A 23,284-nucleotide genomic window follows, 5' to 3' on the forward strand; every position below is an offset into this window, starting at 1 on the left:
CTTTTTATATCCTCCTTGAGCGGGTTTGCATAAGGTACCTTGCATAGTAGACAGGATTGATTTGGGATTTTCTTAGAGCATCCTGGTCGTTGATCTGTTCAAAAATCTGTCTGCCGGGTTTGGAATTCACCTCAAGCAGCCATACCCTGCCATCTTGATCAATTCCAGTATCAATCCCTAATTCCAACAGCTGACCGTGCTGACTTTCAATATAGGGGGGCAGTAACTCCTCTAGAATTTTAACGCGAGAGAGGATGCCTTCTATTTGTTCCCGATTGTAATTGCGATCAAGAAAATCTCTAAAGCAGCAGGCCTTTCCTCCCCCATGAAGATTAGAGGTAATGCTGTTTTTTTGCCCTATTCGAACAGCTTTGCCGATGGAGATCCACTGTCCGGTTCCATCCTTTTGCATGAATATCCGCATATCGAAAGGAACCCCCTGTTTGGAAGTTAGGGTTAGGTAGGGTTGGATCAGATATTTCCATCTCCGAATAAACGGCTGTATAAATTGATAGAGGCTAGAGAGGTTGGAGACAGAGGATTGAAAGCTTTTGTTGAGCAGATCTCTTCCCTCGATGTCATAAGCGCGGCCGCTTTTTTCAGTAATTTTGATAATTCCCATTCCTAAAGAGCCATTAATTGGCTTTAAAATGATGGATTTGTATCGGTTTAACCAATCGCTTAGCTGCTTGTTGCGGTTTAAAATGTCTGTGTGTGGCAAAAACTGGGAAAGCACAGGGTGTGCTGAGACCATTTGGTACAGTTGCCACTTTCCCTTTAATCCCAATCCTAAGAATTGAATGTTCTTATTTTCCTTTAACTTTAAAACATAAGGTTTGTAACGTCTGTTAAGGCCTTTTCCGATGTAAAAGCAGCGGTCATAAATAAAAGCAGGGAGCGAAGTGGTAACGGACATCCAGTTTCCGGCCTGATTTAAAGTATAGCCTTTGACAGTCTGTGTTTGTTCATCGATGGCATTGGGGTGAAAGATAATCACTGGAATTCCTTCGCTTTGACCTGTTTGAACGATTTGCTTGTAAAAGCTTTTTTCCGGAAAAGGGGGTATACCTGGCGCATGAATGGTCATAATGCCGAGCATGGGTTTTGTTTTCAACCCATATCACCTTTTCTTTCGTTTTAATTTCTTTTTCTTGAACGGAAGCTGTTTAGGTAGGCGTGATTTTGTTCTATTCATTCCTTTCAGGAAGAGTGCGTAGTCAAGCAATCTTCGAACAGAAGGCCGGGTTTTATTTTCAGAAAGAACCTGATCATCGTTTTTAGACGGTTTTGCATTAATTTCTAAAAGCCATACCTTACCAGAGGTATCAACAGCAAGATCAATTCCCAATTCGGCAAAATGTCCTTCGATGGAAGACTCCAGCGACTGGGCCAAAGAGATGGATATCTTTTTCAGATGTTCGGTAGAAGGGCGGATTCCGCTGGTCCATGGGGATGCCGATTGCAATGCCTTCGCTGCTTGCATGATGGTCCCACCGCGCGCAAGGTTGGAAACAATGCTCTGATCCTGACCACTCCTCCCCACGATCGAGGTCACTGCCCATTTTCCTGTGATGTCCTTCTGCACAAGGGATCTAAAATCTAATGGGTTTCCATTAATTTTTACCAGACGGAGACCCTGCTGGACCAGATAGGGTGCCTTTGAAATGCGTGGGCCGACGGATTGATACAAATCAACCAGCCGATTGTAATTCTTTTCGATGCTTCCATTCACCGTAGAATAGTGACAGGTAAATTTTTTTCCGTTGCGGGTGATACGGTAAATGCCTATTCCTAAGCTGCCATTTGCAGGTTTTAAATAGACCTGGGAGTATCTGCTTGCTACTTCTTTGATTGTTGCATAGCCTTTGTATAAGTAGGTTGTAGGAAGGTAAGGTTTGGCTTCTTCTGTATTCGATAAGGCTTGATGAACTTGCCACTTGTTTAAAAAGTGTTCATTAAAAATAGAAATCCCTTTTACTTTCCACTGCCTGAATATCTCCTGTGTGTCAGAAGAATTCTCACTCTTTCTGGAGGCTAACCGATTGTAAACAGCATCGGGCATTGGCAAAACCTGTTGACTCCAGTTCCCATCCTTCCATACCCAGCCATTTACTGTTTGATTTTGATGATCTATATCGTTTAATGTAAAGATATATGCAAGCACACCTTTTGCTTTGGCACCTTGCACAACTTCTTGGCAAAAAGAAGAGGCGGGGCCGAAAATCCCTTCTGGTGTCCGAAGAAGTTTCGTGATCAAGACACCGAATACTGGACCAAGGATGAATCTTTTTCCATGTGGTTCATATCGTGCACTTAATTGAATTCCATCTGGAAGTGAGAGCAGTTCACCAACATCCTTGCGAAATCTTAGAATGGAAGAAGTGCTTGCAAATGTTTGTATTCTACATGGAATTGATTTCTGTCCCAGCTGAAGGGAAACGCGGGAATGGTTTGGAAGCTGCATTGCTTGCTGTAATTTCTGACTGACAAGCAGGTGGATTCCAGACGGGAAGTCCGATTTTTCATCTAGTTGAATTCCGGCACAAACATTTGACATGGGTATTCCCCTTCCCATTAGGCTTTCGAATAATGTATAGTATGAGGGCTATGGTGGAGTGGTGAAATAAGTGGGCTTTTGACACTAGTATTAGAGAGGACGAGCAAACGTGAATTGGTGGTTATTGTTTATACTGCAAGTGGTTATCGGAGCTTTTATAGGAGGGATGACAAATGAACTCGCTATTCGAATGTTGTTTCGCCCCTATAAAGCTATTTATCTTGGAAAATGGAGGCTTCCCTTCACCCCGGGGCTGATTCCCAAACGCCATGAAGAACTGGCACGGCAAATGGGAAAGTTGGTTGAAAACTTTCTGATCACTCCTGAGGGGATCCGGAAGATGTTGAAAAAAGGAAAAGTAGAGCAGGAGGTAGAAGCTTGGATACAACGCAAATTGGGTGAATTAGCGAGTTCAGATGAAACTGTCTTTACCTTTGGGTCAAGATTAGGAATGTTTCCTTCCCGTGAAGGGCAGCAGGTCGTAAAGGGTTCAATCAAGGTATACATAGAACAAAAGATAGGACAAACTGCACATTTAAAATTAAATGAAGTGTTACCGGAGCGTTCCAGGCAGATGATCATGGATAAGGTACCGGTGCTTGCTCCCTTTTTATTGGAACGAATTTCCCAATATGTGGCTTCAGATGAAGGTACTCGAATGATTAAGCAAATGCTTTCGAACCTAGCAGGCGGTCTTGGGATGTTCGGTGGGTTGGCAGGTGTTCTATTAGCTGATGAGAAAATTGTGGCCAAAGTCAGCGGATCATTGGAATCGAGTCTAAAGAACGATGAGTTAAAAGAGAGACTGACTGCCATTCTGGCCAGAGAGCTAGAGCAATTAGGCGAAAAACAGGTAGACGAAGTGATACACTGGCTTGGTGAAAAAAATATTGAACAATTGATTGATATGATTATAGAGAAAATGATTGATTTTGATGTGATTGGACAGCAGAAATTGCAGACAGTGTTGACTCCTCTCCTTCCAACGATTCGGAAAGCCGTTCCACAGTTCGTTGCTAACTTAATGGCATGGGTGGAAACAAATCTGGAGGAAGGATTGCAAAAGTTGAACTTAACACAAATTGCCTCCTCACAGGTTGAGGCTTTTCCCGTACATAGATTGGAAGACATGATTGTAAGCATTACGGGTAAGGAATTAAAGATGATTACCGTTTTGGGGGCGTTGTTGGGAGGCGTCATTGGAGCTGTCCAAGCGGTAATTGTGCTCTTTGCAAAGTAGTGTGGCTTGTTCAGGAACAATTTGGTATGATAAAAATGGGTAAAAATGGAATAGTGATTACCTCAAATTATGGTTATGGAGGAATAGTTGATGGAAATTATTTATCATGGTCATTCAACCGTACAAATCACACATGAAGGGACTTCACTCATCATAGATCCATTTCTCACACATAATCCCGTAGCGAAAGCCAAGGTAGAGGATATTCAAGTGCAATACATATTATTGACCCATGGTCATAGCGATCATATTGGCGATGCTCTGGAAATTGCCAAACAAAATAATGCGACAATTATTGCCACATTTGAGTTGGCAACCTACTTTGCTTGGCAAGGAGCAAAGGTCCATGCCATGAATACAGGGGGCTCTTATTCGTTTGATTTTGGTCGAGTTAAGTTCACTCAGGCCTTCCACAGCTCAGGGATGACATTTGATGATGAACAAAAAATCACCTATTTAGGCATGCCTTGTGGCCTTATCTTGACTATTGGAGGTAAAACCATTTACCATTCAGGGGATACGGCTCTATTCGGAGATATGAAAATTATTGGTGAGTTAAGTCCTGTAGACCTAGCATTCCTGCCGATTGGTGATAATTTTACAATGGGACCAGAGGATGCGGCCATTGCAGCCGATTGGGTAAAGGCCAAGAAAGTCGTCCCGATCCACTACAATACCTTCCCGCTCATTCAGCAGGATCCTGGGGCTTTCTCTGAAAGGTTAAGCAAGAAGGGGATCGAAGGAATTATCATGGAGCCGGGCAGCAATCTTTTTATTTAAATGAAAACTCTTTGTAACATACTTGTAATATTACGGGGCTATACTAAAAGCATGATGATAAACCCCCTTAATTTATAGGCGGCCGCGAGGTCGTCTCTTTGTTTGTAAATCGGCACTGGCTGGTTTTTTTTTTGCACCTAAATGTTCCAGCAATGTTCACAATTTAATGGCAAATTTAGTATTTTTATGTAAAAAGCACCTACTCGAATGCTATAATTTGATGTATACTAATATCGTATTCTAGCGAAAAAAGTAATAGATTCGAGAGTAACGGTGGTGAATGAATGAAGAGAAAAATAGCTGGCTTTTTATTTGCATCAATCCTATTTTCTTCTCCAGCTTTTGCTCAAGAGGACTATACTGTACAAGCAGGCGATTCATTGTGGAAAATTTCTGAGAAGTTTAGTGCTTCTGTTTCAGAAATTAAAGAGGCCAATCAATTAGCCTCAGAATCCTTAAGTATTGGACAGAAACTCGTTATCCCAGGAAGTGGGAAGGATAGCAAAGAGAAAAAACTTGCTGTGGTCCAGGCTGGAAACCTCAATTTGAGAGAATCAAGTAGCCTTGATTCCAAAGTGATTACCATGCTTCATAGAGGGACGAGTGTTGAAGTATTGGACAAGGGCGAAGAATGGTCAAAGGTAAAGGCAGGAGAAGAAGTAGGCTTCGTCGCAACAGAGTATTTGAATTTTAATCGGGAGAAGGCGTCTCGCTCATCTAATCTGCTTTCTGAACGTTTGAGAAGCATTACAAGTGATCTGATTGGGATCCCTTATCGTTATGGCGGTACAACGCCTAAGGGGTTTGATTGCAGCGGCTTAACTGCCTATGTAATGGGAGAGTTAGGGGTGGATTTACCTAGAAGTTCCGCTGAACAGTTCTCCGTTGGAACGAAAGTCTCCAAAGGCGATCTGGTGCCAGGAGATCTGGTGTTCTTTGACTCGCTTGGAAAAGGTGATATTTCACACGTAGGAATATACATAGGAAACAACAAAATGGTCCACTCAGCAACGAAAAAGGTTGAGGTCAGTGACTTGGATTGGTACTTCGACCATTATCCCTATTACGGAGCAAAAAGAGTTTTCGAATTCGATAGCTAGACAAAATGAAAAAGAGCCCCTAGGGGCTCTTTTTCATGATACCTTCGCATTATTTGCTTTTTCCTTCGGCAGGTATTTTGCACAGTATTCAACAATAGCAGGGCGAACCTGTTTACATGTTTTAATGCATTTTAAACATAACGGATCCGTTTTCATGGATATCCTCTCCCTAAGATGTAAGCGTTTTAATTGGTATATTCTATTGTGCTGTGAGTTCGGAATATTACAAAATCATAAAAACCCCTCATATATTTTTATTGGACATGGTTATCCCCTGGAAAAATATACTAAGTTAAAGTCATTTGGTTTAAACTATAAAAAGGGAAAGGGGATGAGTCTAATTGCGAAAGTTTTATCTAATTTTCACGGCCCTCTTTATCATTTATTCTGTAGCTATTGGGATCTATTTGCTTACGACACCAAGTTCACTCCCGCCAGATCTAAAGGGCAGTCCGGCCGACCCAACAACATTCATGTCTCCAGAACAGGTTGAACAAGCTTATGCCTTTTCTAGAATTAAAAATATCTTGTTTTTCATCGGTGGTCCATTGGAATGGGCGATTTATCTCCTTATTCTTGGTTTGGGGCTATCGGCCAAGTTTAGGGATGTTGTCGAGTCCGTTATTAAAGGATCCTTCTGGAGAGTAGCCTTATTTGTTCTTCTTCTTACTTTTACCACCACTTTGCTGCAGTTTCCGCTTGATTACTATGCTTTTCATTTAAAACATGTGTACGGCATTAGCAATGAAACATTTAACAGCTGGATGACGGACAATATTAAGGGGTTTTGGGTATCAGCAGTGCTTACCATTCCGATCGTATGGCTTCTCTACCTGGTCATCCGGAAAAGCCCGAAAAGATGGTGGCTTTGGTGTTGGCTGGGTTCGATCCCACTTTCCTTATTTTTTATGTTTATTCAGCCCGTTGTTCTAGATCCGATTTATCACAAGTTTACGCCATTGCAGGATCAGCAGCTGAAGAAGGAAATTCTTGATTTGGCCGCAGAAGCGCATATTCCTACCGAGAAAGTTTATCAAGTAGACATGTCGCGGAAGACCAACGCATTAAATGCTTATGTGAACGGGATTGGCAGCAACACGCGGATTGTTCTTTGGGATACAACGCTGCAAAAACTGAAGAAGGATGAAATTTTATTCATCATGGCTCATGAGATGGGACACTATACCCTTCATCATATGGCATGGTTATTTTTGGGATCTATTTTTATGGTGCTTGCTGCTCTGCTTGTTGTCTATTACCTGCTCCGATGGACCGTAAGAAGCTGCGGGAAATACTGGGGGATTCATCAGGTAACGGATCTAGCGTCTCTGCCTGTGATTCTTTTGATTCTCTCGGTTCTTTCTTTTATCACCATGCCGATTCAAAATACGGTGTCTAGACAATATGAACATGCGGCAGATGTGTATGCGATGCAGTTAAGAAATGACCCGGATGTGGCGATAAGAACCTTTCAAAAACTCGCAGTCGAAGGACTTTCAGAAGTCAACCCTCCGGCACTGGTAAAATATGCTTTATATGGACATCCTACTTTACATGAACGGATCCTTTATGTTAAAAATTATTCGAAATAGAAAAATCAAAAACATCGAGTAGGGAGAACATGATAGGATGAGATTACGAAAGAAGCCTTGGGTTAAGGATGAGATTGTTAAATTTGATCAATTAATTGAAACCCCCGAAGAATATAAAGGAAAATGGAAGGAGCGGTTTGGAAATAATCCGCTGTATGTGGAATTAGGTACGGGAAAAGGAAATTTCATCACCACTTTGGCTGAACAGAACCCGGATATTTCTTTTATTGGTGTAGAGATTCGGGAAGAAGTTCTATATTCTGCAGTCAAAAAGGCCGCTGAGAGGAATCTGCATAATATTGCTTTTCTTTGGATGGACATAAACAAAATCGAGGAAGTTTTTGCCGAGGGAGAAGTGGCAAGAATCTATCTGAATTTTAGTGATCCTTGGCCAAAATCAGGTCATGCCAAGCGGAGGTTGACCTATCGTCAATTTCTTGAAAAGTATAAGGTCATGATGCCACACGGTGGGGAAATACATATGAAAACAGATAATGAAAAGCTGTTCGAGTTTTCACTAAATGAATTTTGTGATAGTGGGTTTCGTCTAAAAAATATAACTTTTGATTTGCACCACAGCCAGTTTGAAGAGGAAAAGTCTGTGATGACAGAATACGAACAAAAATTTGTGAACCTGGGAATGAAAATTTATCGGGTAGAAGCCATTAGTCCCATCAAGGAATGAACACAGGTTATTCATCATATATATCTGATATGAGGGATAAACCATGTCATTATCATGTATAAGGGATGGGAGAATGAAAAAATTTCGTGCTTTAAGCTGTTTTATCTTGGCGTTGTGTTTGGTGTTTTATGCTTTGCCAAGGCTGCCTCTGCAAGGGTTTGATGGAATGTTGGATCAAGCAAGCGGATTTAGTCTTGTGTGGACGGCTTTTGCCATGCTAGTCATTGGAAGTAACCTATATCAAGTGATTAGTACAGATCGAACAGGGCTAGACAGGAGAGCAAGAAAGCGCGGAAGCCGCAGATTGGGAGAATGGAAGAGACCAGTTATGGTCGAAAAAGGCTACAGAAGGAGCAGGATCTAAATAAGGCTGAACGGGCGTGGGAACATGCCTCGTTCAGCTTTTTTAGTTGCTTGTGTTATAGTAACTGGCTATAATTATAGTGGTACAGATGGCAACAGGAATGGGGAGAAGTTGTTGCAGAAGAGAAAGTCAGGGTGATACATGGTGGCCACAAAGCATGAACAAATACTAGAACACATTGCGTCGTTAGAGGTCGGCAGTAAGATATCTGTTCGACAAATTGCCAAAGATCTCGAGGTTAGTGAAGGGACAGCTTACCGTGCGATTAAGGAGGCCGAGACCCAAGGGCTTGTGAGTACAATTGAGCGGGTTGGGACGGTTAGGATTGAAAAGAAACAAAAGGAAAATATAGAAAAACTGACCTTTGCTGAGGTTGTGAACATTGTTGATGGGCATGTCCTTGGCGGAAGGGAAGGGCTTCATAAGACGCTGAATAAATTTGTGATTGGTGCAATGAAGCTAGAGGCCATGATGCGTTATGTCGACGCTGGAAGCCTGCTCATCGTTGGGAACCGCTATGAAGCGCAGAAAGTTTCCCTTGAACATGGAGCTGCTGTACTCATCACAGGTGGCTTTGATACGAGTGAAGATATCAAGCAACTGGCAGACGATCTGCAGCTACCGATTATCTCAAGCAGCTATGATACGTTTACCGTAGCTTCGCTCATTAATCGGGCGATTTATGACAGGCTGATTAAAAAAGAAATTGTAATGGTCGAGGACATATTAATTCCTTCGGAAGAAACACATCATTTATTCACCCATGACAAAGTGAAAGATTGGCATCTTTTGAACCAAAAGGTGGGACATGGCCGGTTTCCAGTGGTTGATGAACAGCTTCGGGTTCAAGGGGTCATCACGACGAAGGATATTATGGGCCGTGAAGAACACTTATCGATAGATAAAGTCATGACTAAAAACCCGATTACCGTGATGCCTAGGGTTTCGGTTGCCTCAGCGGCACATCTGATGGTTTGGGAAGGAATTGAGCTACTGCCCGTAGTCGATAATCACAAGAAGCTATTAGGAATTCTCAGTCGTCAGGATGTACTGAAAGCAATGCAGTATATCCAGAAGCAGCCGCAGATTGGTGAAACCTTTGCAGACCAAATTACTTCGCACTTTGAAGAGGAGAAATTAGAAAATGGGAACCTCGTATTTAGAGGAGAAATCACACCACAAATGACAAACCATCTCGGTAATATAGCGAGCGGTGTTTTAACAACCGTTGTAGCCGAGTCAGGCTGCCGAGCCCTTCGTCAGCTGCGTAAAGGGGACATGGTTCCGGAAAATATTACGGTCTATTTCCTTAAGCCGGTTCAGATCGAGAGTATCATTGAAGTACGTCCAAAGGTAATGGAAATCAGTCGGAAATTTGGAAAAGTAGAGATTGAAGTTTTTCATCAGGGGATTTTGGTAGGGAAAGCGATGATGACCGCACAGGTTATTGAGAGATAATACCGTTGACCGGATAAGAAGATACGACAGAGGGTTGCTCCACTGTCGTATTATTTATTTTTCGGGTTGCTCACTAACGCCCATGGTCAGGACCTGTATGTGCAATAGATTGAAAAATACGGAATGATGTTTAATAATTAGTTATAGTATAATTATTTTAAATATTAAATTAGTATTTTAGACTATTTGGAACTGTAAGATGCAATTTCTTCGAACGGGCTTCAATGGAAGCTTTTCATATCAGGGAACCAAGGGGGCTAGCTCGTGAGGGAAATCCATGTAAACGAGATTACCGAAGCTGTCAAAAACATGTGTATGGATGCCAATTACCATTTAGGTTCTGACGTGGTTCAAGCTTTTCAGGAGGCGCTATCGACGGAAGAGTCAGCTACTGGAAAGGAAGTTATAAAACAATTGGTCGAGAACGCTGAAATTGCAACTACCGAAAGGGTTCCCATGTGTCAGGATACGGGGATGGTTGTCGCCTTTGTCGAGCTTGGTCAGGACTGTCGGATCGTTGGAGGGGGACTTTATGATGCGATTAATCAAGGGATAAGGGAGGGGTATCGAGAGGGTTACCTCAGGAATTCGATCGTGGGGGATCCCCTGCAGCGTCAGAACACAGGGGACAATACGCCGGGTGTCATTCATTTGGAACTCGTACAAGGAGACAAATGTACGATTCATATAACGGCCAAAGGTTTCGGTAGCGAAAACATGAGTCGATTGAAAATGATGAAGCCGGCCGATGGGATTGAAGCGGTAAAGGATTTTGTTATCGAAACGGTTAGACTTGCTGGGCCCAATGCTTGCCCTCCGATGATCGTGGGGGTTGGGTTAGGTGGTAATTTTGAAAAGTCAGCTTACCTAGCCAAGAAGTCTTTGCTAAGACCAGTTGGAGAAAGAAACTCTCGGGAAGATATAGCCCAGTTCGAAAATGAAATGCTGGATAAAATCAACCAATTAGGACTAGGTCCTCAAGGTATGGGGGGACGGACAACGGCACTAGATGTTCATGTGGAAGTCTATGCAACACATATTGCCGGGCTACCGGTGGCAGTAAATATTCAATGTCATGCAAGCAGACATAAAACAACTGTTTTATCCGGCATTAACGGGCAGTAACCCCCTACATCAAGGGAAAACTGCCCGATAGTGCAACTAACCATCAGAGGGGGAATGAGGGCCCTTTCTGATGGAAGTTTTCTTTATAGGAGGGAAAGATGTCGGTGAAAGAGATAAGTCTGCCTTTTAACGAAGATCAATTAAGTGATTTGCGATCCGGTGATCGCGTCCTATTAACAGGGAGCTTGTTTACCGCAAGGGATGCTGCACACAGGCGGATGTTTGAAACCCTGGAGGCAGGGGGAGATCTTCCTATTAGCATTACAGGCCAGACCATTTATTATGTCGGTCCAACACCATCTAAACCGGGCCAGGTCATTGGTTCCGCGGGACCAACAACAAGCGGTCGAATGGATAAATATGCCCCTAAACTGATTGAACTAGGTTTAAAAGGAATGATTGGCAAGGGCAGAAGACAGCAGGCAGTAAAGGATGCGATGCAGAAACACAAGGCGGTCTATTTTGCTGCTGTAGGAGGGGCTGCTGCGCTTATTGCCAAATCCATTAAAAAGGCGGAGGTCATTGCCTATCATGATCTCGGTTCCGAAGCGATTTACCATTTAGAAGTAGAGAGATTTCCTGTGATCGTGATTAACGATATTTATGGTTCGGATCTGTATGAAGAAGGAGAAGAAAGATTTCGGATTGAATCGTAATGGATAAGGGGTGGAGTATAGGATGTTACCTTTAGAGGGAATCACGGTTGTAGCGATTGAGCAAGCAGTTGCTGCCCCATTTGCAACGCGGCAATTAGCAGATCTCGGGGCGAGGGTTATCAAATTGGAACGGCCGGGTGATGGGGATTTTGCCCGTAAATATGACGAAACAGTGAAGGGCATGTCAAGTCATTTTACATGGTGTAATCGATCGAAAGAATCTCTTACCTTGGACTTGAAAAGCGTTGAAGGAAAGGAAATATTAGTTAAGTTATTGGAAAAAGCCGATGTATTTATACACAATTTAGCTCCAGGGGCTGTTGATCGTTTAGGTTTTGGAGAGAAAGAACTACGAGAGCAGTTCCCACAGCTGATTATATGCAGTATCTCTGGATATGGACAATCTGGACCGTACCGCGATAAAAAAGCCTATGATCTGTTGATTCAATGCGAGGCGGGGCTCGTTTCGATCACGGGTACCCCGGAAACGCCATCAAAGGCAGGGATCTCGATTGCCGATATTTGTGCTGGAATGTACGCCTATAGTGGAATATTGACGGCTTTGCTGCAAAGAAAAGAAACAGGTAAAGGAACTGTGCTGGAAATTTCTATGCTTGAGGCTTTAGCAGAATGGATGGGATTCCCTATGTATTATGCAGGATATGGTGGAATCGAACCCAGTCGTACAGGAGCCAGCCATGCTACGATCTACCCTTATGGTGCCTTTGCCAGCAAGGATGGAAAAAAAGTCTTTTTGGGGATCCAAAACGAACGAGAATGGGTTCGTTTCTGTGAACTAGTTCTTAAAAAACCTGAGCTTGCAATGGATGAAAGGTTTGAAAATAATTTCAATCGATTCCTCAATCAGAAACAATTGCAGCCTATTATGGAAGACGTGTTTATTACCCTACTTGCTGATGACATCGTAAAGCGGTTGGAGTCAGCCCAAATTGCCAATGCCCGAATGAATACGATGCAAGAATTCTTCCACCACCCTCAGTTAGAAGCTAGGAATAGATGGAGAAACATTGATACACCGGTTGGTGCTGTAAAAGCACTAATTCCCCCCGTTACGATGGAGGGGGTTGAGCCCGTGATGAATCCAATTCCGGAAGTTGGCCAACATACGAAACAGATATTGGAAGAGCTTGGATATGACACGAACATGATCAGTCAACTGTATGAAAAGGTGATCGTATAGTCCCCAGAAGAAAGGACGTGCAAAAAGAAAAAAGGGATCCATTTGATCCCTTTTTCATTGTTGCATATTGGTTTTATAAAACCGATAATTCTTAATCCCCATCCATAGGTTGAAAATACCTAGTACTCCAAGAAAGATAGCTATTACAACACGAGTGGTCGATAAATCAGGGAAGAGAAACTGGTTAATAGAAAATAGAATCAGGGTGCTACCCATGAAGATGTTCATCAAGGATTGTCCAACTTTTCTAGCGAGTGGCTGCTTCACCATCCGGTATTGAATGCCAAAGGCAACGGTCAGTACAAGGGCGGCTAGGGTTAACCCCGTAAGAAACATAAAAATCACCTTTCCTTCAAGTAGATAACGGAAAAAAGTTCCGCTATCATCAAAAATCCTGCCCCAAAAGGGCAAATAACGGAAGAAATTTCCGTAAAGAGGGTCTGAAACCGTATTTTAACGCTTATTCGTTGCAATAACGGAAAAAAACTCCGTTATTTGCCTATTTTCACCTCAGAAAAATTAAATAACGGAAAACTTTTCCGTTAACTTCATCGGCGAGATGTCGACCTTGACTTTACCTAAGTTATTATACTATATCCAACAAAAAAATCCCAACCTTAACAGTTGGGATCCAAAGCGAGCAACACGCTATTCCGTAATTCTTGAACATCTGAAAAGGGCATATCAAGTTGAAGGCACCTCCTAATCAAGCTTCGTGTCGCAGGATGTAAGTTCAGTTCTTCCTCCCACCCAAGATCTTCGCTTTCCTCAGAAGATTCAAAGGTAGTGTACAGGAGAAACAACAGGAAGTGTCCAAGTGCATAAAAATCACTTCTAACCTCAATGGCCCTGCGCAGCTTTTGCTCGATCGGGGAATCCAGATGAATACCGTGATCATCCGGATCACCAATTCGCCTAGCCAACCCAAAATCAATTAGCCGCAATTGTTGGTTATCATCGACCATTACATTGGGAATTCGAATATCCCGATGAATCACACCTTGGGTGTGAAGGTATTCAATAGTGTTTAGAAGGGAGATCATGATTTGTAAGGCTTGCTGTTCTGAGAATTTCACATCCTCATCAAAAATTAGATCCTCGAGATTTTTTCCCGTTACATACTCCATAGAAATAAACAGATTTCCATGATCTTCAAATTTCGTATAAAATTTTGGAATCGCCGGATGGTTCAATTGTTGAAGAAGCATGGCCTCATAATGATAGGCTTGGATTCCTAATGTTGTACCCTTTTTACTGGGTTTTACTTGTTTTACAACACATTTTTGGCCACTCTGCAGATCTTCACACAAATAGCTAATTCCGTAACTTCCCATTCCCAGAACGTTAATCACTTGATACCGATCAGCAAACACCTTCCCAACGGCACTCGGCCAATCAATCCAAGCTTCCCATTTCTTCTTCGTCCAATCTTTAAGCCTAGAAAAGTGTTCCATATCGATCTATATTTCTAGCTGCTAAAAAAGCTGAAACTGGACCGTTTCTTTTTATAGTGGGAGTGTCCGTAATAGGAATGACCATGTTTGTTATGCGGATAGTGTTTACGTCCGTGATAGTCACTGCTGCTGTATTTGTGATATTTGTTGGAGGAACCTAGACCTAGCCATTTTTTAATTAACTTCTTTAACATGATATTCACTCCTTCACCTTTTCTATGGTATACGATAATAAACGGGAAGGAGTTTCAAAATTTAATCAAATCTAGGGCGCTATCGTTTCTACTTTGGCCGTGAAATAAAGATGAACCGTCGTATAAATCGTAATAGTTTTCAAGTCTAAATGGACGTTTCGGGTACCGATCTTAAATTGCTTGTCTCTAAAATGCTGCCGAAGAAGGAGGTGTAGATCATTCACACTGTTCAAGGGTTTCCCCTCAAGAAATTTTGTGTCCCGTTTAACCAGCTTAATGACCTCCGCTTCGATAAAGGGGTCTGCTTTGGGTTGGATATCGAGAAGATGAATTTCCACATCCTTAACGGCAAGTTGATAGTTTTTCTGTGATTTGGCCTGTTCCTCCTTGTATTTTTGGACGTCCTCCAAGTAGGCTTTGTTTTCATTTTCCAAACTGTCAATGGTCAGGTGAAGACGATCTAATTCTTTGCCAAAGAAAAGAAGCATAATTAATGCTCCAACAATCATTCCTAGGAAGAAAAACATCTCATACTTGATCCACTTTTTGTAGGTGAACGAATTTGGGACCCGCATTAATCCATCTTCCCCAGCCATTGAATTAATACCGTTCCTGAATGGGCCCCTGCGAAGGCGCTGATAATCAGAATAATCTGCTTGATGATTGCTGATATCTGTCCTTCGGTGAATACTCTCTCAATTTGCATAAAGGAATCAAAGGTTCCGCCAAGTGCCCCAACCAATCCCCAAATTTTTAAATTGTCGGCGATTGTGGTCATGTTATAAATCGGCGGCTGGCGAATCAAAAAGGACCCTAATCCTCCCATCAGCGATCCCCCAACCACAATGCCAAAGGCGATAAAAAAGTGCAGAAACATATTTGCTAGTAGGCTCACGGAAAACACATCCTGTCCTAAGATCCCTATATATTTATGGGGGCAGGCTATGAAATATGAATATTTGCTGCATCGGTGTATAATTTAGGGCAAAGAAAGAGTTTGGAAAAGGAGAAACCCCATGCAAGAATTTGTCCATCTTCGTGTGCACAGTGAATATAGCCTGCTTAAAGGAGCATGCCGTATCGACGAATTGGTACAAAGGGCATCTGAATTAAAGTTGCGCTCACTCGCGCTTACAGACGAAGGAACGATGTACGGAACGATCCCCTTTTACAAGGCATGTCTTAAAGCCGGTATAAAACCGATCATTGGTATGGAAGTAGAGATGGTAGAAGGGGATTTGGCGGACCGCCAAATGAAAGATGAAAAGATTAGACAGAAGTTGGTTTTACTTGCTGAAAATCGGACCGGTTATCAAAATCTAATGAATTTGACCACTGCTTCACATATGGGGATAACCACAGGCAATCCCAGAATTAACAAACAGATTCTATCCAGGTACAGTGAGGGACTTATTGCGATTAGTCCTTCGTCCACGGGCCCGATCCAAATGAACCTGGCAAAACGTGAAATAGATAAAGCTTGGGCAATCTGTCAGGAATACCTTAGTATTTTTAGTCATGAGAACTTTTTTCTTGCCTTAGAAGACCAAGGGCTTGCCGAGCAGCGTGTGTTGAATCAAAGAATCTTGCAGTTTTCCAGCCAATATAACGTTCCATTGGTTGTCACGAACAATGTGCATTATGTTGAACAGCGGGATGCTAAAATTCAGGATATTTTGCTTTGTATCGGTAGCGCAAAGCTTGTAAGTGACCCTGACCGGGAAAGATTTCCAAACGATCAATTTTATTTAAAAAGCAAAGAAGAAATGGTTCGTCTCTTTCCTTATGCGAGGGAAGCGCTACAGAATACCTGGACTATTGCGGAGAGGTGTAACCTGGAAATCACATTTGGGGAATATATTTTACCTGAATTTCCTGTTCCGGATGGACAATCGGCAAGCATTTATCTTCGTGGGCTTTGTGAAGAGGGGCTGCGAAGGCGTTATCTACAGCCATCAACTGCGGCCGTGGAGCGTCTAAATTATGAACTCAGGGTTATTGATCGAATGGGTTTCTCGGATTATTTTCTTATTGTCTGGGATTTCATGCGATACGCCCATGAGCAGAACATTATAACCGGACCTGGGAGAGGCTCTGCGGCAGGGAGCCTTGTCGCCTATGTTTTACAGATAACAAATATTGATCCGTTGAAGTACAAGTTGCTTTTTGAGCGTTTTCTTAACCCGGAAAGAATTAGTATGCCTGATATTGATATCGATTTTGAAGTAGAACGTCGCAGCGAAGTCATTTCGTATGTTTCAAGTAAATATGGGAGTGACCATGTAGCACAAATTGTTACTTTTGGAACAATGGCTGCCCGGGCGGCCATCCGTGATCTTGGCAGGGTCCTGAACTATCCGTTGGATATCGTAGACCAAACAGCGAAGCTGATCTCAGCAAGCACCATCCAAAAGGCACTAATGGAAAACAGCGAATTAAAAAAGCTCTATGAACAAAATGAGAAGGTCCAAGCCTTGCTTCAAATCGCGCAGAAGATTGAAGGATTCCCACGCCATGTCAGTACACATGCAGCAGGGATTGTGATTTCGAAGGATCCACTAACAGAACATGTTCCCTTACAAAAAGGAAATGAAGGATTCTCGCTCACCCAGTATCCGATGGAGAATCTGGAAGAATTGGGCCTCTTGAAAATGGATTTTCTCGGACTGCGTAATTTGACGATCATCGAAGATACCTTGCGTTTCATTGAGCAAAGCAATGGAAAATCCTTGAAAATAGCTGATATTCCACATGATGATAAAGGCACTTTTGAACTTTTGCAAAAAGGTGATACAACGGGGATTTTTCAATTGGAATCAGCGGGAATGAGAAATGTTTTGCGTGAGGTGAAGCCTACCTGTTTCGAGGATATTATTGCGATTCTGGCCCTGTATAGACCAGGGCCGATGGAAATTATCCCGAAGTTTGCCGCTGCCAAAAATGGGCGTGTACCTGTTCGTTATCTACATCCTAACTTAGAGCCGATTCTTGTAGATACCTATGGATTCATTTTATATCAAGAACAAATCATGCAAATTGCCTCCAAAATGGCCGGCTACAGCTTGGGACAGGCAGACGTGCTGCGGCGAGCTGTTTCCAAAAAGAAACGGGAAGTGTTAGAAGAGCAGAGGGCAAGGTTCAAGGATGGATGTGTCCAACAGGGCTACACTGAAAAGTTAGGCCATGAACTTTATGATTTAATTGTTCGCTTCGCAGACTATGGATTTAATCGGAGCCATAGTGCGGCTTACAGCCTAATTGCTTACCAAATGGCATACTTGAAGGCTAATTATTCGATAGAGTTTATGACTGCACTGCTCGGGATGTCGGTGGGCAACCCGGTGAAAATAGCAGAGTATGTGGAAGAATCCCGGAAAAAGCAGATCCATATCCTACCTCCAGATATCAACCGTAGTGAAATCTCATTCTCAATTCATCAAGGACGTATTCTATTTGGCTTGGCTGCGATTAAACATGTAGGGGTAAATGCGATTCGTGAGATTTTAGCTGAACGAAAGAAGAACGGGTTGTTTAAGGATATATTTGATTTCTGTCGTCGGGTTGATCTTAGGAACTGTAATCGTCGGGTGATTGAAGCATTGATTCAATGTGGTGCGATGGATTCGATCCCGGAACATCGGGCCCAAAAATTAAGCATCCTGGATTTAGCCATGGAGAAAGGCGCAAATTGGAAGAAGGAACATGAGTTGGGTCAGTTTAGTTTATTTGCCGATCCTTCGATCAATCCAGTTGAGAATGGGGAATTTTCTTTTCCGGAGATCCCTCCTTTTACAGCAAAAGAACAATTGGAGTTCGAAAGAGAACTATTAGGTCTCTACGTTTCAGGGCACCCATTAGATGATTTTGACTATGTTCTTCAACATAAAACAGTTTTACCCATCAATGAACTAGCGGAAAGAAGAAGAAATGAAACAGTTCTGGTTGGCGGAATCCTGGTTGATATGCGAATTATTACAACCAAGAAGGGGCAGGCAATGGCATTTGCTTCGCTGAAGGATAAGGTGAAGGAAATCGATTTGGTTGTTTTTCCAAATGTGTATCAAACCTACTCTCCTCTTTTACGAAAGGAAGGCTTGCTTCTTGTGCAAGGGAAATTGGAGGAGCAGGGGGAAGGGGAACTAAAGATCATTGTCTCCAAGATCTGGGATATGACGAAACTGCCAAGACCTAAAAATCAAGGATTATTTATTAGGGTGACAGAAGATCTGGAGAGTTCGGGAGGGCTTTTGGTACTGCAGCAAAAATTGATCAAGCATCAAGGAAATGTGCCTGTTTTCCTCTATTACGAGACAAAAAAAGTGACAAGACAGCTGCAGGGAAAATATAGTGTGGAGATAAATGATGTTTTGCTGGAAGACCTGGAAAAGCTTGTAGGACACCAATCTATCCATGTAAAGGAACTTAAATAGAGGAGGAACTGCAGAAATCCTCGAAAAAAATCGATTATTTATGGTTTACATGGATATAACTTCTGCTATAATAAGAACAAGAAAATAGTGGTCTGACCACTACAAGAAGGAGAGAAGAGAAGGGTGTCACTACGAGACGAAGCACTACACTTGCACAAGGTCAATGAAGGAAAATTGTCGGTCCGTTCTAAGGTTGCAGTACAGAATTCAAAGGATTTAAGTCTTGCCTATTCGCCAGGTGTTGCTGAGCCTTGTAAAGAGATCTATAAAGACGAGGCAAAGGTTTTCGATTATACCATGAAGGGGAATTTGGTAGCTGTTGTTTCTAACGGTACATCTGTACTTGGTCTTGGAAATATCGGACCGAAAGCTGGAATGCCGGTAATGGAAGGAAAAGCCGTGCTATTTAAAGCGTTTGCAGGAGTGGATGCTTTCCCACTTTGTCTTGATTCAACAGATACTGAAGAGATCATTAAAACAGTTAAGATGCTTACCCCTACATTTGGTGGAGTTAACCTAGAAGATATTGCCGCGCCAGAGTGTTTTGAGATTGAAGAAAGACTCAAAAAGGAATGTGACATTCCAATCTTCCACGATGATCAACATGGTACAGCGATTGTTACGGCAGCTGGGTTAATTAATGCCCTCAAAGTCGTCGACAAACACATTGAGCAAATTAGAGTTGTTGTGAACGGTGCAGGAGCGGCTGGAATTGCAATTATTAAGCTGCTGCTTAATATGGGTGTAAAAGATATCATTATGTGCGATAGAAGCGGGGTTATTTACGAAGGTCGTCCAAACGGAATGAATGCGATCAAGGATGCTGTTGCTAAGCACACCAATCCCCAAAGGTTGCAAGGAACACTTGCCGATGCTATAAAAGGCGCCGATGTATTTGTTGGTGTTTCTGCAGCAGGTGCAGTAACCAAAGAGATGGTGCAAAGCATGGAACGTGATCCAATCATTTTTGCGATGGCTAACCCAGATCCAGAAATTACACCAGCTGATGCTAAAGAAGCAGGGGCAAAAGTTATTGGAACAGGTCGTTCTGATTATCCAAATCAGGTCAACAATGTGTTAGCTTTCCCAGGTATCTTCCGCGGCGCGTTGGATGTTTATGCCACAGAAATTAACGAGGACATGAAAGTTGCAGCGGTCATGGCCTTAGCTGAATTAATCTCTGAAGATGAATTGCATGAAGACTACGTGATTCCAAAAGCATTTGACCCAAGGGTTGCCCCACAGGTCGCTGCAGCCGTAGCCAAAGCGGCAATGGATTCGGGAGTGGCTAGGCGTACTGTAGACCCTGAAGAAGTGAAGCAAAAAACAATTCGTTTAACCTCGATTGAATAGCAAGGCAGCCAAAAGAAGGAGTATATGTCCTTCTTTTGCTATTGTCGGGAGTTAATAGGCAGGAATCCCCCTCTTCAGCTTTGGAAATTGGGGGAACTGCCGATAGACACCGGATGAGTGCAACCAACAGAGGGGGTGGAGGAATTCCCCTTCTGATGGAAGTTTTTCTTTCTTGAGGGATGGAATGGATTGAACCAGTAAAAGGTGGGTGACTTTATGCTAAGCCCCAGTTCCGGAGATAAAGTTTATCATGGGATTTTGTTAGAATTAAATCGGATCGTTGAAGAGGACGGCCTTCGTCCTGGGGATAAGCTTCCTTCTGAGAGGGAATTATCCGACCGTTTGAAAGTAGGCAGATCCTCTGTAAGAGAAGCTTTGCGCGCTCTTGAATTGTTGGGGTTAATCACAACCAGGCGTGGTGAAGGAACTTTTATCCAAAACTACCGGGATAATAAATTTTTTGATATACTCGGCTATTATTTGTTGCGGGATAAAAAAACAAGTAAAGACCTATTTGAAATGAGGATGTTGCTTGAATTAGACGCAGTGAGACTTGCCTGCCAAAGGGCTACCGAAAAAAGCCTGTCAGAAATGGAGCAAACGATTGTACAAGCAAAGAAAAAGTTAAATGAGGGGTTTATTCCCATCGAAGAGGACTATGATTTCCACCGCGCTGTTGCAAGGGCCAGCAAAAATTCAATTCTGCGCCGTATTTGGATTCCGTTAATTGAATATAGCAGGACCGCTCGTGATGCTTCCGCACCTAAAGAGGGTAAGATAGAGTATAGTAAGATGATACAGGAGCATGAAGAAATCTTGGAAGCAATACGCAGTGGGAATATGGAAAAAGCAGAGGCGTGTATGCGCGAGAATTTGGAAAATGAGCTCCTAATATAATAATGCTTGTCTAATTCTTTATGCTGCAGAGAAGGAGGACCACGTGATGTGGACGGTTATCTACATTTCACCCAGCGTCAAGATGGCCGAAAAAATCCAAGAGCGATTGACTGCCGAAGGGTTCCTTGTCAAGGTCAAACAAGCCGCTGTATCGAAACAGTATGAGATGCTTGTTCCAGAAAGCGAGTTAGACGAAGCTCTGGAAGTGTTAAATTCCATCCTTCATAGATAATCAATGAAAATGTGAAAAATTTGAAGCAAATGAAGTTTTGCTTCATGAGAGGTGTAAGTTTTGCTAAGAGATATTTTTTCAAAAAGACGTAAGTACGCTACAATTACAAATCCGTCAAGTTCAACTTCTACGGAAAAAAAGGAAATTCCCGAAGGGTTAATGGTGAAATGTAATCAATGCGGAGCTATTTCCTATACCAAAGAATTAGAAAAGAATTTAAAGGTATGTTCTTCGTGTGGTTACCATTTTTCAATGAATGCTTTTGAAAGGATCATTGCTACGCTTGATGATGGCCATTTCTTTGAATATGACAGCGAAATGATCTCTGTTGATCCACTGTCCTTCCCTGACTATCCTGAAAAAGTGGAAAAGGACAGAGAAAAAACAGGTCTCAATGAAGCGGTACTGACGGGAGAAGGAACGATTTTTGGCTACCCAGTGGTTCTTGGTGTGATGGATTCTCGATTTCGCATGGGAAGTATGGGCTCGGTTGTTGGAGAAAAAATTTATCTGGCAATTGAAAAGGCCATGGCTAAAAAATATCCTTTCATCCTTTTTTCGGCATCAGGTGGAGCCAGGATGCAGGAAGGGGTATTAAGCCTTATGCAAATGGCTAAAACAAGTGCAGCTTTGGCGCGTATGAGCGAACAGAAGGGGCTCTTCATATCGATTATGACGAATCCTACAACAGGAGGAGTTTCCGCAAGTTTTGCCTCTTTAGGGGATTATAATTTAGCTGAACCAGGTGCATTGATTGGCTTCGCGGGGCGTAGAATTATCGAGCAAACGATTCGTCAAGAGCTTCCAAAAGATTTCCAAACTGCTGAATTTCTTCTCCAGCACGGTCAATTGGATATGGTCGTTAACCGAAAAGAAATGAAAAATGTCTTAGGGAAAATATTAAGTATCCATTCGGACAGGGGGGATGAATAAAATGCCAAGCGATTTACAATTTGAAAAACCCCTTGTTGAGCTTAAAGCAAAGATTGCGGAGCTACGGAAATTTACGGAAGAAAAAGGAATTGATTTTACAGAAGAAATTTCTAAGCTAGAAGAAAAAGCGAGAAATTTGCAAAAAGAAATATACGGGAGTCTCACTCCGTGGCAGCGAGTTCAAATTGCCCGCCATCCGGAAAGACCGACAACACTTGATTATATTAAGCATATCTTTACTGACTTTTTGGAGTTACACGGTGACCGACTCTTTGGTGATGACCCAGCGATTGTTGGTGGAATTGGCAGATTGGAAAATCAACCCGTTACCGTCATCGGCCATCAAAAGGGGAAAGACACGAAAGATAATATCGCACGGAATTTTGGAATGCCGCATCCCGAAGGGTATCGCAAGGCCCTTCGTTTAATGAAACAGGCAGACAAGTTTAACCGTCCAGTCATTTGTTTTATCAATACACCTGGGGCATACCCAGGGATTGCCGCCGAAGAACGCGGACAGAGTGAGGCCATTGCCCGCAATTTATTAGAGATGGCTGCACTAAGTGTTCCCGTTATTTGTGTGGTTACAGGTGAAGGGGGAAGCGGCGGGGCATTAGCATTAGGAATCGGAAACCGGCTGTTGATGATGGAGAACTCCTTTTACTCCGTCATATCTCCGGAAGGTGCTGCTGCGCTGTTGTGGAAAGATGCAAGTTTAGCCCAGCGGGCTGCAGAACATATGAAGATCACTGCCAAAGATTTGTTGGAGCTTGGGGTAATCGACGGAATTATTCCGGAACCGATGGGTGGGGCACAAAAAGATATCAATAAGCAATGTCAATTTATGAAGGAAGCCTTGGTTAACTCCCTAAAAGAACTAACTGGAAAATCAGGCGAACAATTAAAAGAAGAACGGTATCAAAAGTTTGTAAAAATAGGTGAATATACAACGTTTGTTCACAGTTCTTAAAACGCTCGTTAGTTGGCATCCCTCTTTTTAAGAAGAGGGATGAGGATTGAAACGTAAAAGATA

At 42.6% G+C, this 23,284-nt stretch carries 24 protein-coding genes; 16 read left to right on the forward strand and 8 right to left on the reverse strand.

Going from position 1 to position 23,284, the window contains the following annotated elements; genetic code table 11:
• Positions 1-4: 4 nt before the first annotated feature.
• A complete protein-coding gene (locus J2Z37_RS01320) occupies positions 5-1,114 on the reverse strand; it encodes a YheC/YheD family endospore coat-associated protein (protein WP_209808165.1) in 1,110 nt (369 codons plus the stop codon).
• Positions 1,115-1,120: 6 nt separating this feature from the next.
• Positions 1,121-2,557, reverse strand: a complete 1,437-nt coding sequence (locus J2Z37_RS01325) for a YheC/YheD family endospore coat-associated protein (protein WP_209808167.1) — start codon at positions 2,555-2,557, stop codon at positions 1,121-1,123.
• 109 nt (positions 2,558-2,666) lie between these two features.
• Between J2Z37_RS01325 and J2Z37_RS01330 the strand changes: the two genes are divergently transcribed.
• The 3 genes from J2Z37_RS01330 (at position 2,667) to J2Z37_RS01340 (ending at position 5,677) form a co-directional block, all read left to right on the forward strand.
• Positions 2,667-3,797: a DUF445 domain-containing protein gene (locus J2Z37_RS01330; protein ID WP_209808169.1), complete on the forward strand. Its 1,131-nt coding sequence runs from the start codon at positions 2,667-2,669 to the stop codon at positions 3,795-3,797.
• Between the two features lie 90 nt (positions 3,798-3,887).
• Positions 3,888-4,577, forward strand: a complete 690-nt coding sequence (locus J2Z37_RS01335; RefSeq protein WP_209808170.1) for a metal-dependent hydrolase — start codon at positions 3,888-3,890, stop codon at positions 4,575-4,577.
• Between the two features lie 284 nt (positions 4,578-4,861).
• Positions 4,862-5,677, forward strand: a complete 816-nt coding sequence (locus tag J2Z37_RS01340; protein WP_209808173.1) for a C40 family peptidase — start codon at positions 4,862-4,864, stop codon at positions 5,675-5,677.
• Between the two features lie 33 nt (positions 5,678-5,710).
• Here J2Z37_RS01340 and J2Z37_RS25700 read toward each other — a convergent pair whose 3' ends face one another.
• Positions 5,711-5,833 (reverse strand): hypothetical protein, encoded by a 123-nt coding sequence (locus J2Z37_RS25700; protein ID WP_280922138.1) that lies wholly within the window; start codon positions 5,831-5,833, stop codon positions 5,711-5,713.
• Between the two features lie 185 nt (positions 5,834-6,018).
• On the opposite strand from J2Z37_RS25700, the gene J2Z37_RS01345 reads away from it, so the two are divergent.
• The 7 genes from J2Z37_RS01345 to J2Z37_RS01375 all read left to right on the forward strand — a co-directional run bounded on the left by J2Z37_RS01345 (position 6,019) and on the right by J2Z37_RS01375 (position 12,758).
• Positions 6,019-7,269 carry a M48 family metallopeptidase gene (locus J2Z37_RS01345; RefSeq protein ID WP_209808174.1) on the forward strand — a complete coding sequence of 417 codons (1,251 nt, stop codon included), beginning with the start codon at positions 6,019-6,021 and terminating at the stop codon, positions 7,267-7,269.
• A gap of 37 nt (positions 7,270-7,306) precedes the next feature.
• The gene (gene trmB, locus J2Z37_RS01350) at positions 7,307-7,954 is read left to right on the forward strand and encodes a tRNA (guanosine(46)-N7)-methyltransferase TrmB (protein WP_209808177.1); all 648 of its coding nucleotides are present in this window, start codon (positions 7,307-7,309) and stop codon (positions 7,952-7,954) included.
• Positions 7,955-8,027: 73 nt separating this feature from the next.
• The gene (locus J2Z37_RS01355) at positions 8,028-8,318 is read left to right on the forward strand and encodes a hypothetical protein (protein WP_209808179.1); all 291 of its coding nucleotides are present in this window, start codon (positions 8,028-8,030) and stop codon (positions 8,316-8,318) included.
• Positions 8,319-8,459: 141 nt separating this feature from the next.
• A complete protein-coding gene (locus J2Z37_RS01360) occupies positions 8,460-9,776 on the forward strand; it encodes a DRTGG domain-containing protein (protein ID WP_245203473.1) in 1,317 nt (438 codons plus the stop codon).
• 264 nt (positions 9,777-10,040) lie between these two features.
• Positions 10,041-10,901 carry a fumarate hydratase gene (locus J2Z37_RS01365; protein ID WP_209808183.1) on the forward strand — a complete coding sequence of 287 codons (861 nt, stop codon included), beginning with the start codon at positions 10,041-10,043 and terminating at the stop codon, positions 10,899-10,901.
• 98 nt (positions 10,902-10,999) lie between these two features.
• Positions 11,000-11,557: a Fe-S-containing hydro-lyase gene (locus J2Z37_RS01370; RefSeq protein WP_209808185.1), complete on the forward strand. Its 558-nt coding sequence runs from the start codon at positions 11,000-11,002 to the stop codon at positions 11,555-11,557.
• A gap of 22 nt (positions 11,558-11,579) precedes the next feature.
• Complete coding sequence (locus tag J2Z37_RS01375; RefSeq protein WP_209808188.1) at positions 11,580-12,758, forward strand: CaiB/BaiF CoA transferase family protein; 1,179 nt, start codon at positions 11,580-11,582, stop codon at positions 12,756-12,758.
• A 54-nt stretch (positions 12,759-12,812) separates the two neighbouring features.
• On the opposite strand, the gene J2Z37_RS01380 is transcribed toward J2Z37_RS01375, so the two are convergent.
• The 5 genes from J2Z37_RS01380 to J2Z37_RS01400 all read right to left on the reverse strand — a co-directional run bounded on the left by J2Z37_RS01380 (position 12,813) and on the right by J2Z37_RS01400 (position 15,301).
• The gene (locus tag J2Z37_RS01380) at positions 12,813-13,094 is read right to left on the reverse strand and encodes a YtpI family protein (RefSeq protein ID WP_209808190.1); all 282 of its coding nucleotides are present in this window, start codon (positions 13,092-13,094) and stop codon (positions 12,813-12,815) included.
• 281 nt (positions 13,095-13,375) lie between these two features.
• Positions 13,376-14,212 carry a serine/threonine protein kinase gene (locus J2Z37_RS01385; protein ID WP_209808192.1) on the reverse strand — a complete coding sequence of 279 codons (837 nt, stop codon included), beginning with the start codon at positions 14,210-14,212 and terminating at the stop codon, positions 13,376-13,378.
• 14 nt (positions 14,213-14,226) lie between these two features.
• Entirely contained in the window at positions 14,227-14,406 is a 180-nt protein-coding gene (locus tag J2Z37_RS01390) for a hypothetical protein (protein WP_209808194.1), read from the reverse strand.
• A gap of 71 nt (positions 14,407-14,477) precedes the next feature.
• Entirely contained in the window at positions 14,478-15,002 is a 525-nt protein-coding gene (locus J2Z37_RS01395; RefSeq protein ID WP_209808196.1) for a sporulation membrane protein YtrI, read from the reverse strand.
• Complete coding sequence (locus tag J2Z37_RS01400) at positions 14,981-15,301, reverse strand: YtrH family sporulation protein (protein ID WP_342453761.1); 321 nt, start codon at positions 15,299-15,301, stop codon at positions 14,981-14,983. The genes J2Z37_RS01395 and J2Z37_RS01400 overlap by 22 nt, the downstream gene beginning before the upstream one ends.
• Positions 15,302-15,422: 121 nt before the next feature.
• Here J2Z37_RS01400 and J2Z37_RS01405 point away from each other — a divergent pair, with 121 nt between their 5' ends.
• The 6 genes from J2Z37_RS01405 (at position 15,423) to J2Z37_RS01430 (ending at position 23,221) form a co-directional block, all read left to right on the forward strand.
• Entirely contained in the window at positions 15,423-18,836 is a 3,414-nt protein-coding gene (locus tag J2Z37_RS01405; protein ID WP_209808198.1) for a DNA polymerase III subunit alpha, read from the forward strand.
• Between the two features lie 123 nt (positions 18,837-18,959).
• A complete protein-coding gene (gene ystJ, locus J2Z37_RS01410; RefSeq protein WP_209808201.1) occupies positions 18,960-20,189 on the forward strand; it encodes an NADP-dependent malic enzyme in 1,230 nt (409 codons plus the stop codon).
• Positions 20,190-20,405: 216 nt separating this feature from the next.
• On the forward strand, positions 20,406-21,086 hold the full coding sequence (locus J2Z37_RS01415; protein ID WP_209808204.1) for a FadR/GntR family transcriptional regulator: 681 nt from the start codon (positions 20,406-20,408) through the stop codon (positions 21,084-21,086).
• A 46-nt stretch (positions 21,087-21,132) separates the two neighbouring features.
• Positions 21,133-21,318: a glutamate decarboxylase gene (locus J2Z37_RS01420; RefSeq protein WP_209808206.1), complete on the forward strand. Its 186-nt coding sequence runs from the start codon at positions 21,133-21,135 to the stop codon at positions 21,316-21,318.
• A gap of 60 nt (positions 21,319-21,378) precedes the next feature.
• Positions 21,379-22,251 (forward strand): acetyl-CoA carboxylase, carboxyltransferase subunit beta, encoded by an 873-nt coding sequence (gene accD, locus J2Z37_RS01425; protein WP_209808207.1) that lies wholly within the window; start codon positions 21,379-21,381, stop codon positions 22,249-22,251.
• Position 22,252: 1 nt separating this feature from the next.
• Positions 22,253-23,221, forward strand: a complete 969-nt coding sequence (locus J2Z37_RS01430; protein WP_209808209.1) for an acetyl-CoA carboxylase carboxyltransferase subunit alpha — start codon at positions 22,253-22,255, stop codon at positions 23,219-23,221.
• The last annotated feature ends 63 nt before the right edge of the window (positions 23,222-23,284 follow it).

Source organism: Ammoniphilus resinae (assembly GCF_017873965.1).
GTDB lineage: Bacteria > Bacillota > Bacilli > Aneurinibacillales > RAOX-1 > Ammoniphilus_A > Ammoniphilus_A resinae.

Excerpts from the sequence above, each read along its gene's own strand:
- J2Z37_RS01325 (WP_209808167.1), bottom strand. The coding sequence starts at position 2,557 with ATGTCAAATGTTTGTGCCGGAATTCAACTAGATGAAAAATCGGACTTC.
- J2Z37_RS01335 (WP_209808170.1), top strand. The coding sequence starts at position 3,888 with ATGGAAATTATTTATCATGGTCATTCAACCGTACAAATCACACATGAA.
- J2Z37_RS01340 (WP_209808173.1), top strand. The coding sequence starts at position 4,862 with ATGAAGAGAAAAATAGCTGGCTTTTTATTTGCATCAATCCTATTTTCT.
- J2Z37_RS25700 (WP_280922138.1), bottom strand. The coding sequence starts at position 5,833 with ATGAAAACGGATCCGTTATGTTTAAAATGCATTAAAACATGTAAACAG.
- trmB (WP_209808177.1), top strand. The coding sequence starts at position 7,307 with ATGAGATTACGAAAGAAGCCTTGGGTTAAGGATGAGATTGTTAAATTT.
- J2Z37_RS01355 (WP_209808179.1), top strand. The coding sequence starts at position 8,028 with ATGAAAAAATTTCGTGCTTTAAGCTGTTTTATCTTGGCGTTGTGTTTG.
- J2Z37_RS01360 (WP_245203473.1), top strand. The coding sequence starts at position 8,460 with ATGGTGGCCACAAAGCATGAACAAATACTAGAACACATTGCGTCGTTA.
- J2Z37_RS01370 (WP_209808185.1), top strand. The coding sequence starts at position 11,000 with ATGTCGGTGAAAGAGATAAGTCTGCCTTTTAACGAAGATCAATTAAGT.
- J2Z37_RS01375 (WP_209808188.1), top strand. The coding sequence starts at position 11,580 with ATGTTACCTTTAGAGGGAATCACGGTTGTAGCGATTGAGCAAGCAGTT.
- J2Z37_RS01380 (WP_209808190.1), bottom strand. The coding sequence starts at position 13,094 with ATGTTTCTTACGGGGTTAACCCTAGCCGCCCTTGTACTGACCGTTGCC.
- J2Z37_RS01385 (WP_209808192.1), bottom strand. The coding sequence starts at position 14,212 with ATGGAACACTTTTCTAGGCTTAAAGATTGGACGAAGAAGAAATGGGAA.
- J2Z37_RS01390 (WP_209808194.1), bottom strand. The coding sequence starts at position 14,406 with ATGTTAAAGAAGTTAATTAAAAAATGGCTAGGTCTAGGTTCCTCCAAC.
- J2Z37_RS01395 (WP_209808196.1), bottom strand. The coding sequence starts at position 15,002 with ATGGCTGGGGAAGATGGATTAATGCGGGTCCCAAATTCGTTCACCTAC.
- J2Z37_RS01405 (WP_209808198.1), top strand. The coding sequence starts at position 15,423 with ATGCAAGAATTTGTCCATCTTCGTGTGCACAGTGAATATAGCCTGCTT.
- J2Z37_RS01415 (WP_209808204.1), top strand. The coding sequence starts at position 20,406 with ATGCTAAGCCCCAGTTCCGGAGATAAAGTTTATCATGGGATTTTGTTA.
- J2Z37_RS01420 (WP_209808206.1), top strand. The coding sequence starts at position 21,133 with ATGTGGACGGTTATCTACATTTCACCCAGCGTCAAGATGGCCGAAAAA.
- J2Z37_RS01430 (WP_209808209.1), top strand. The coding sequence starts at position 22,253 with ATGCCAAGCGATTTACAATTTGAAAAACCCCTTGTTGAGCTTAAAGCA.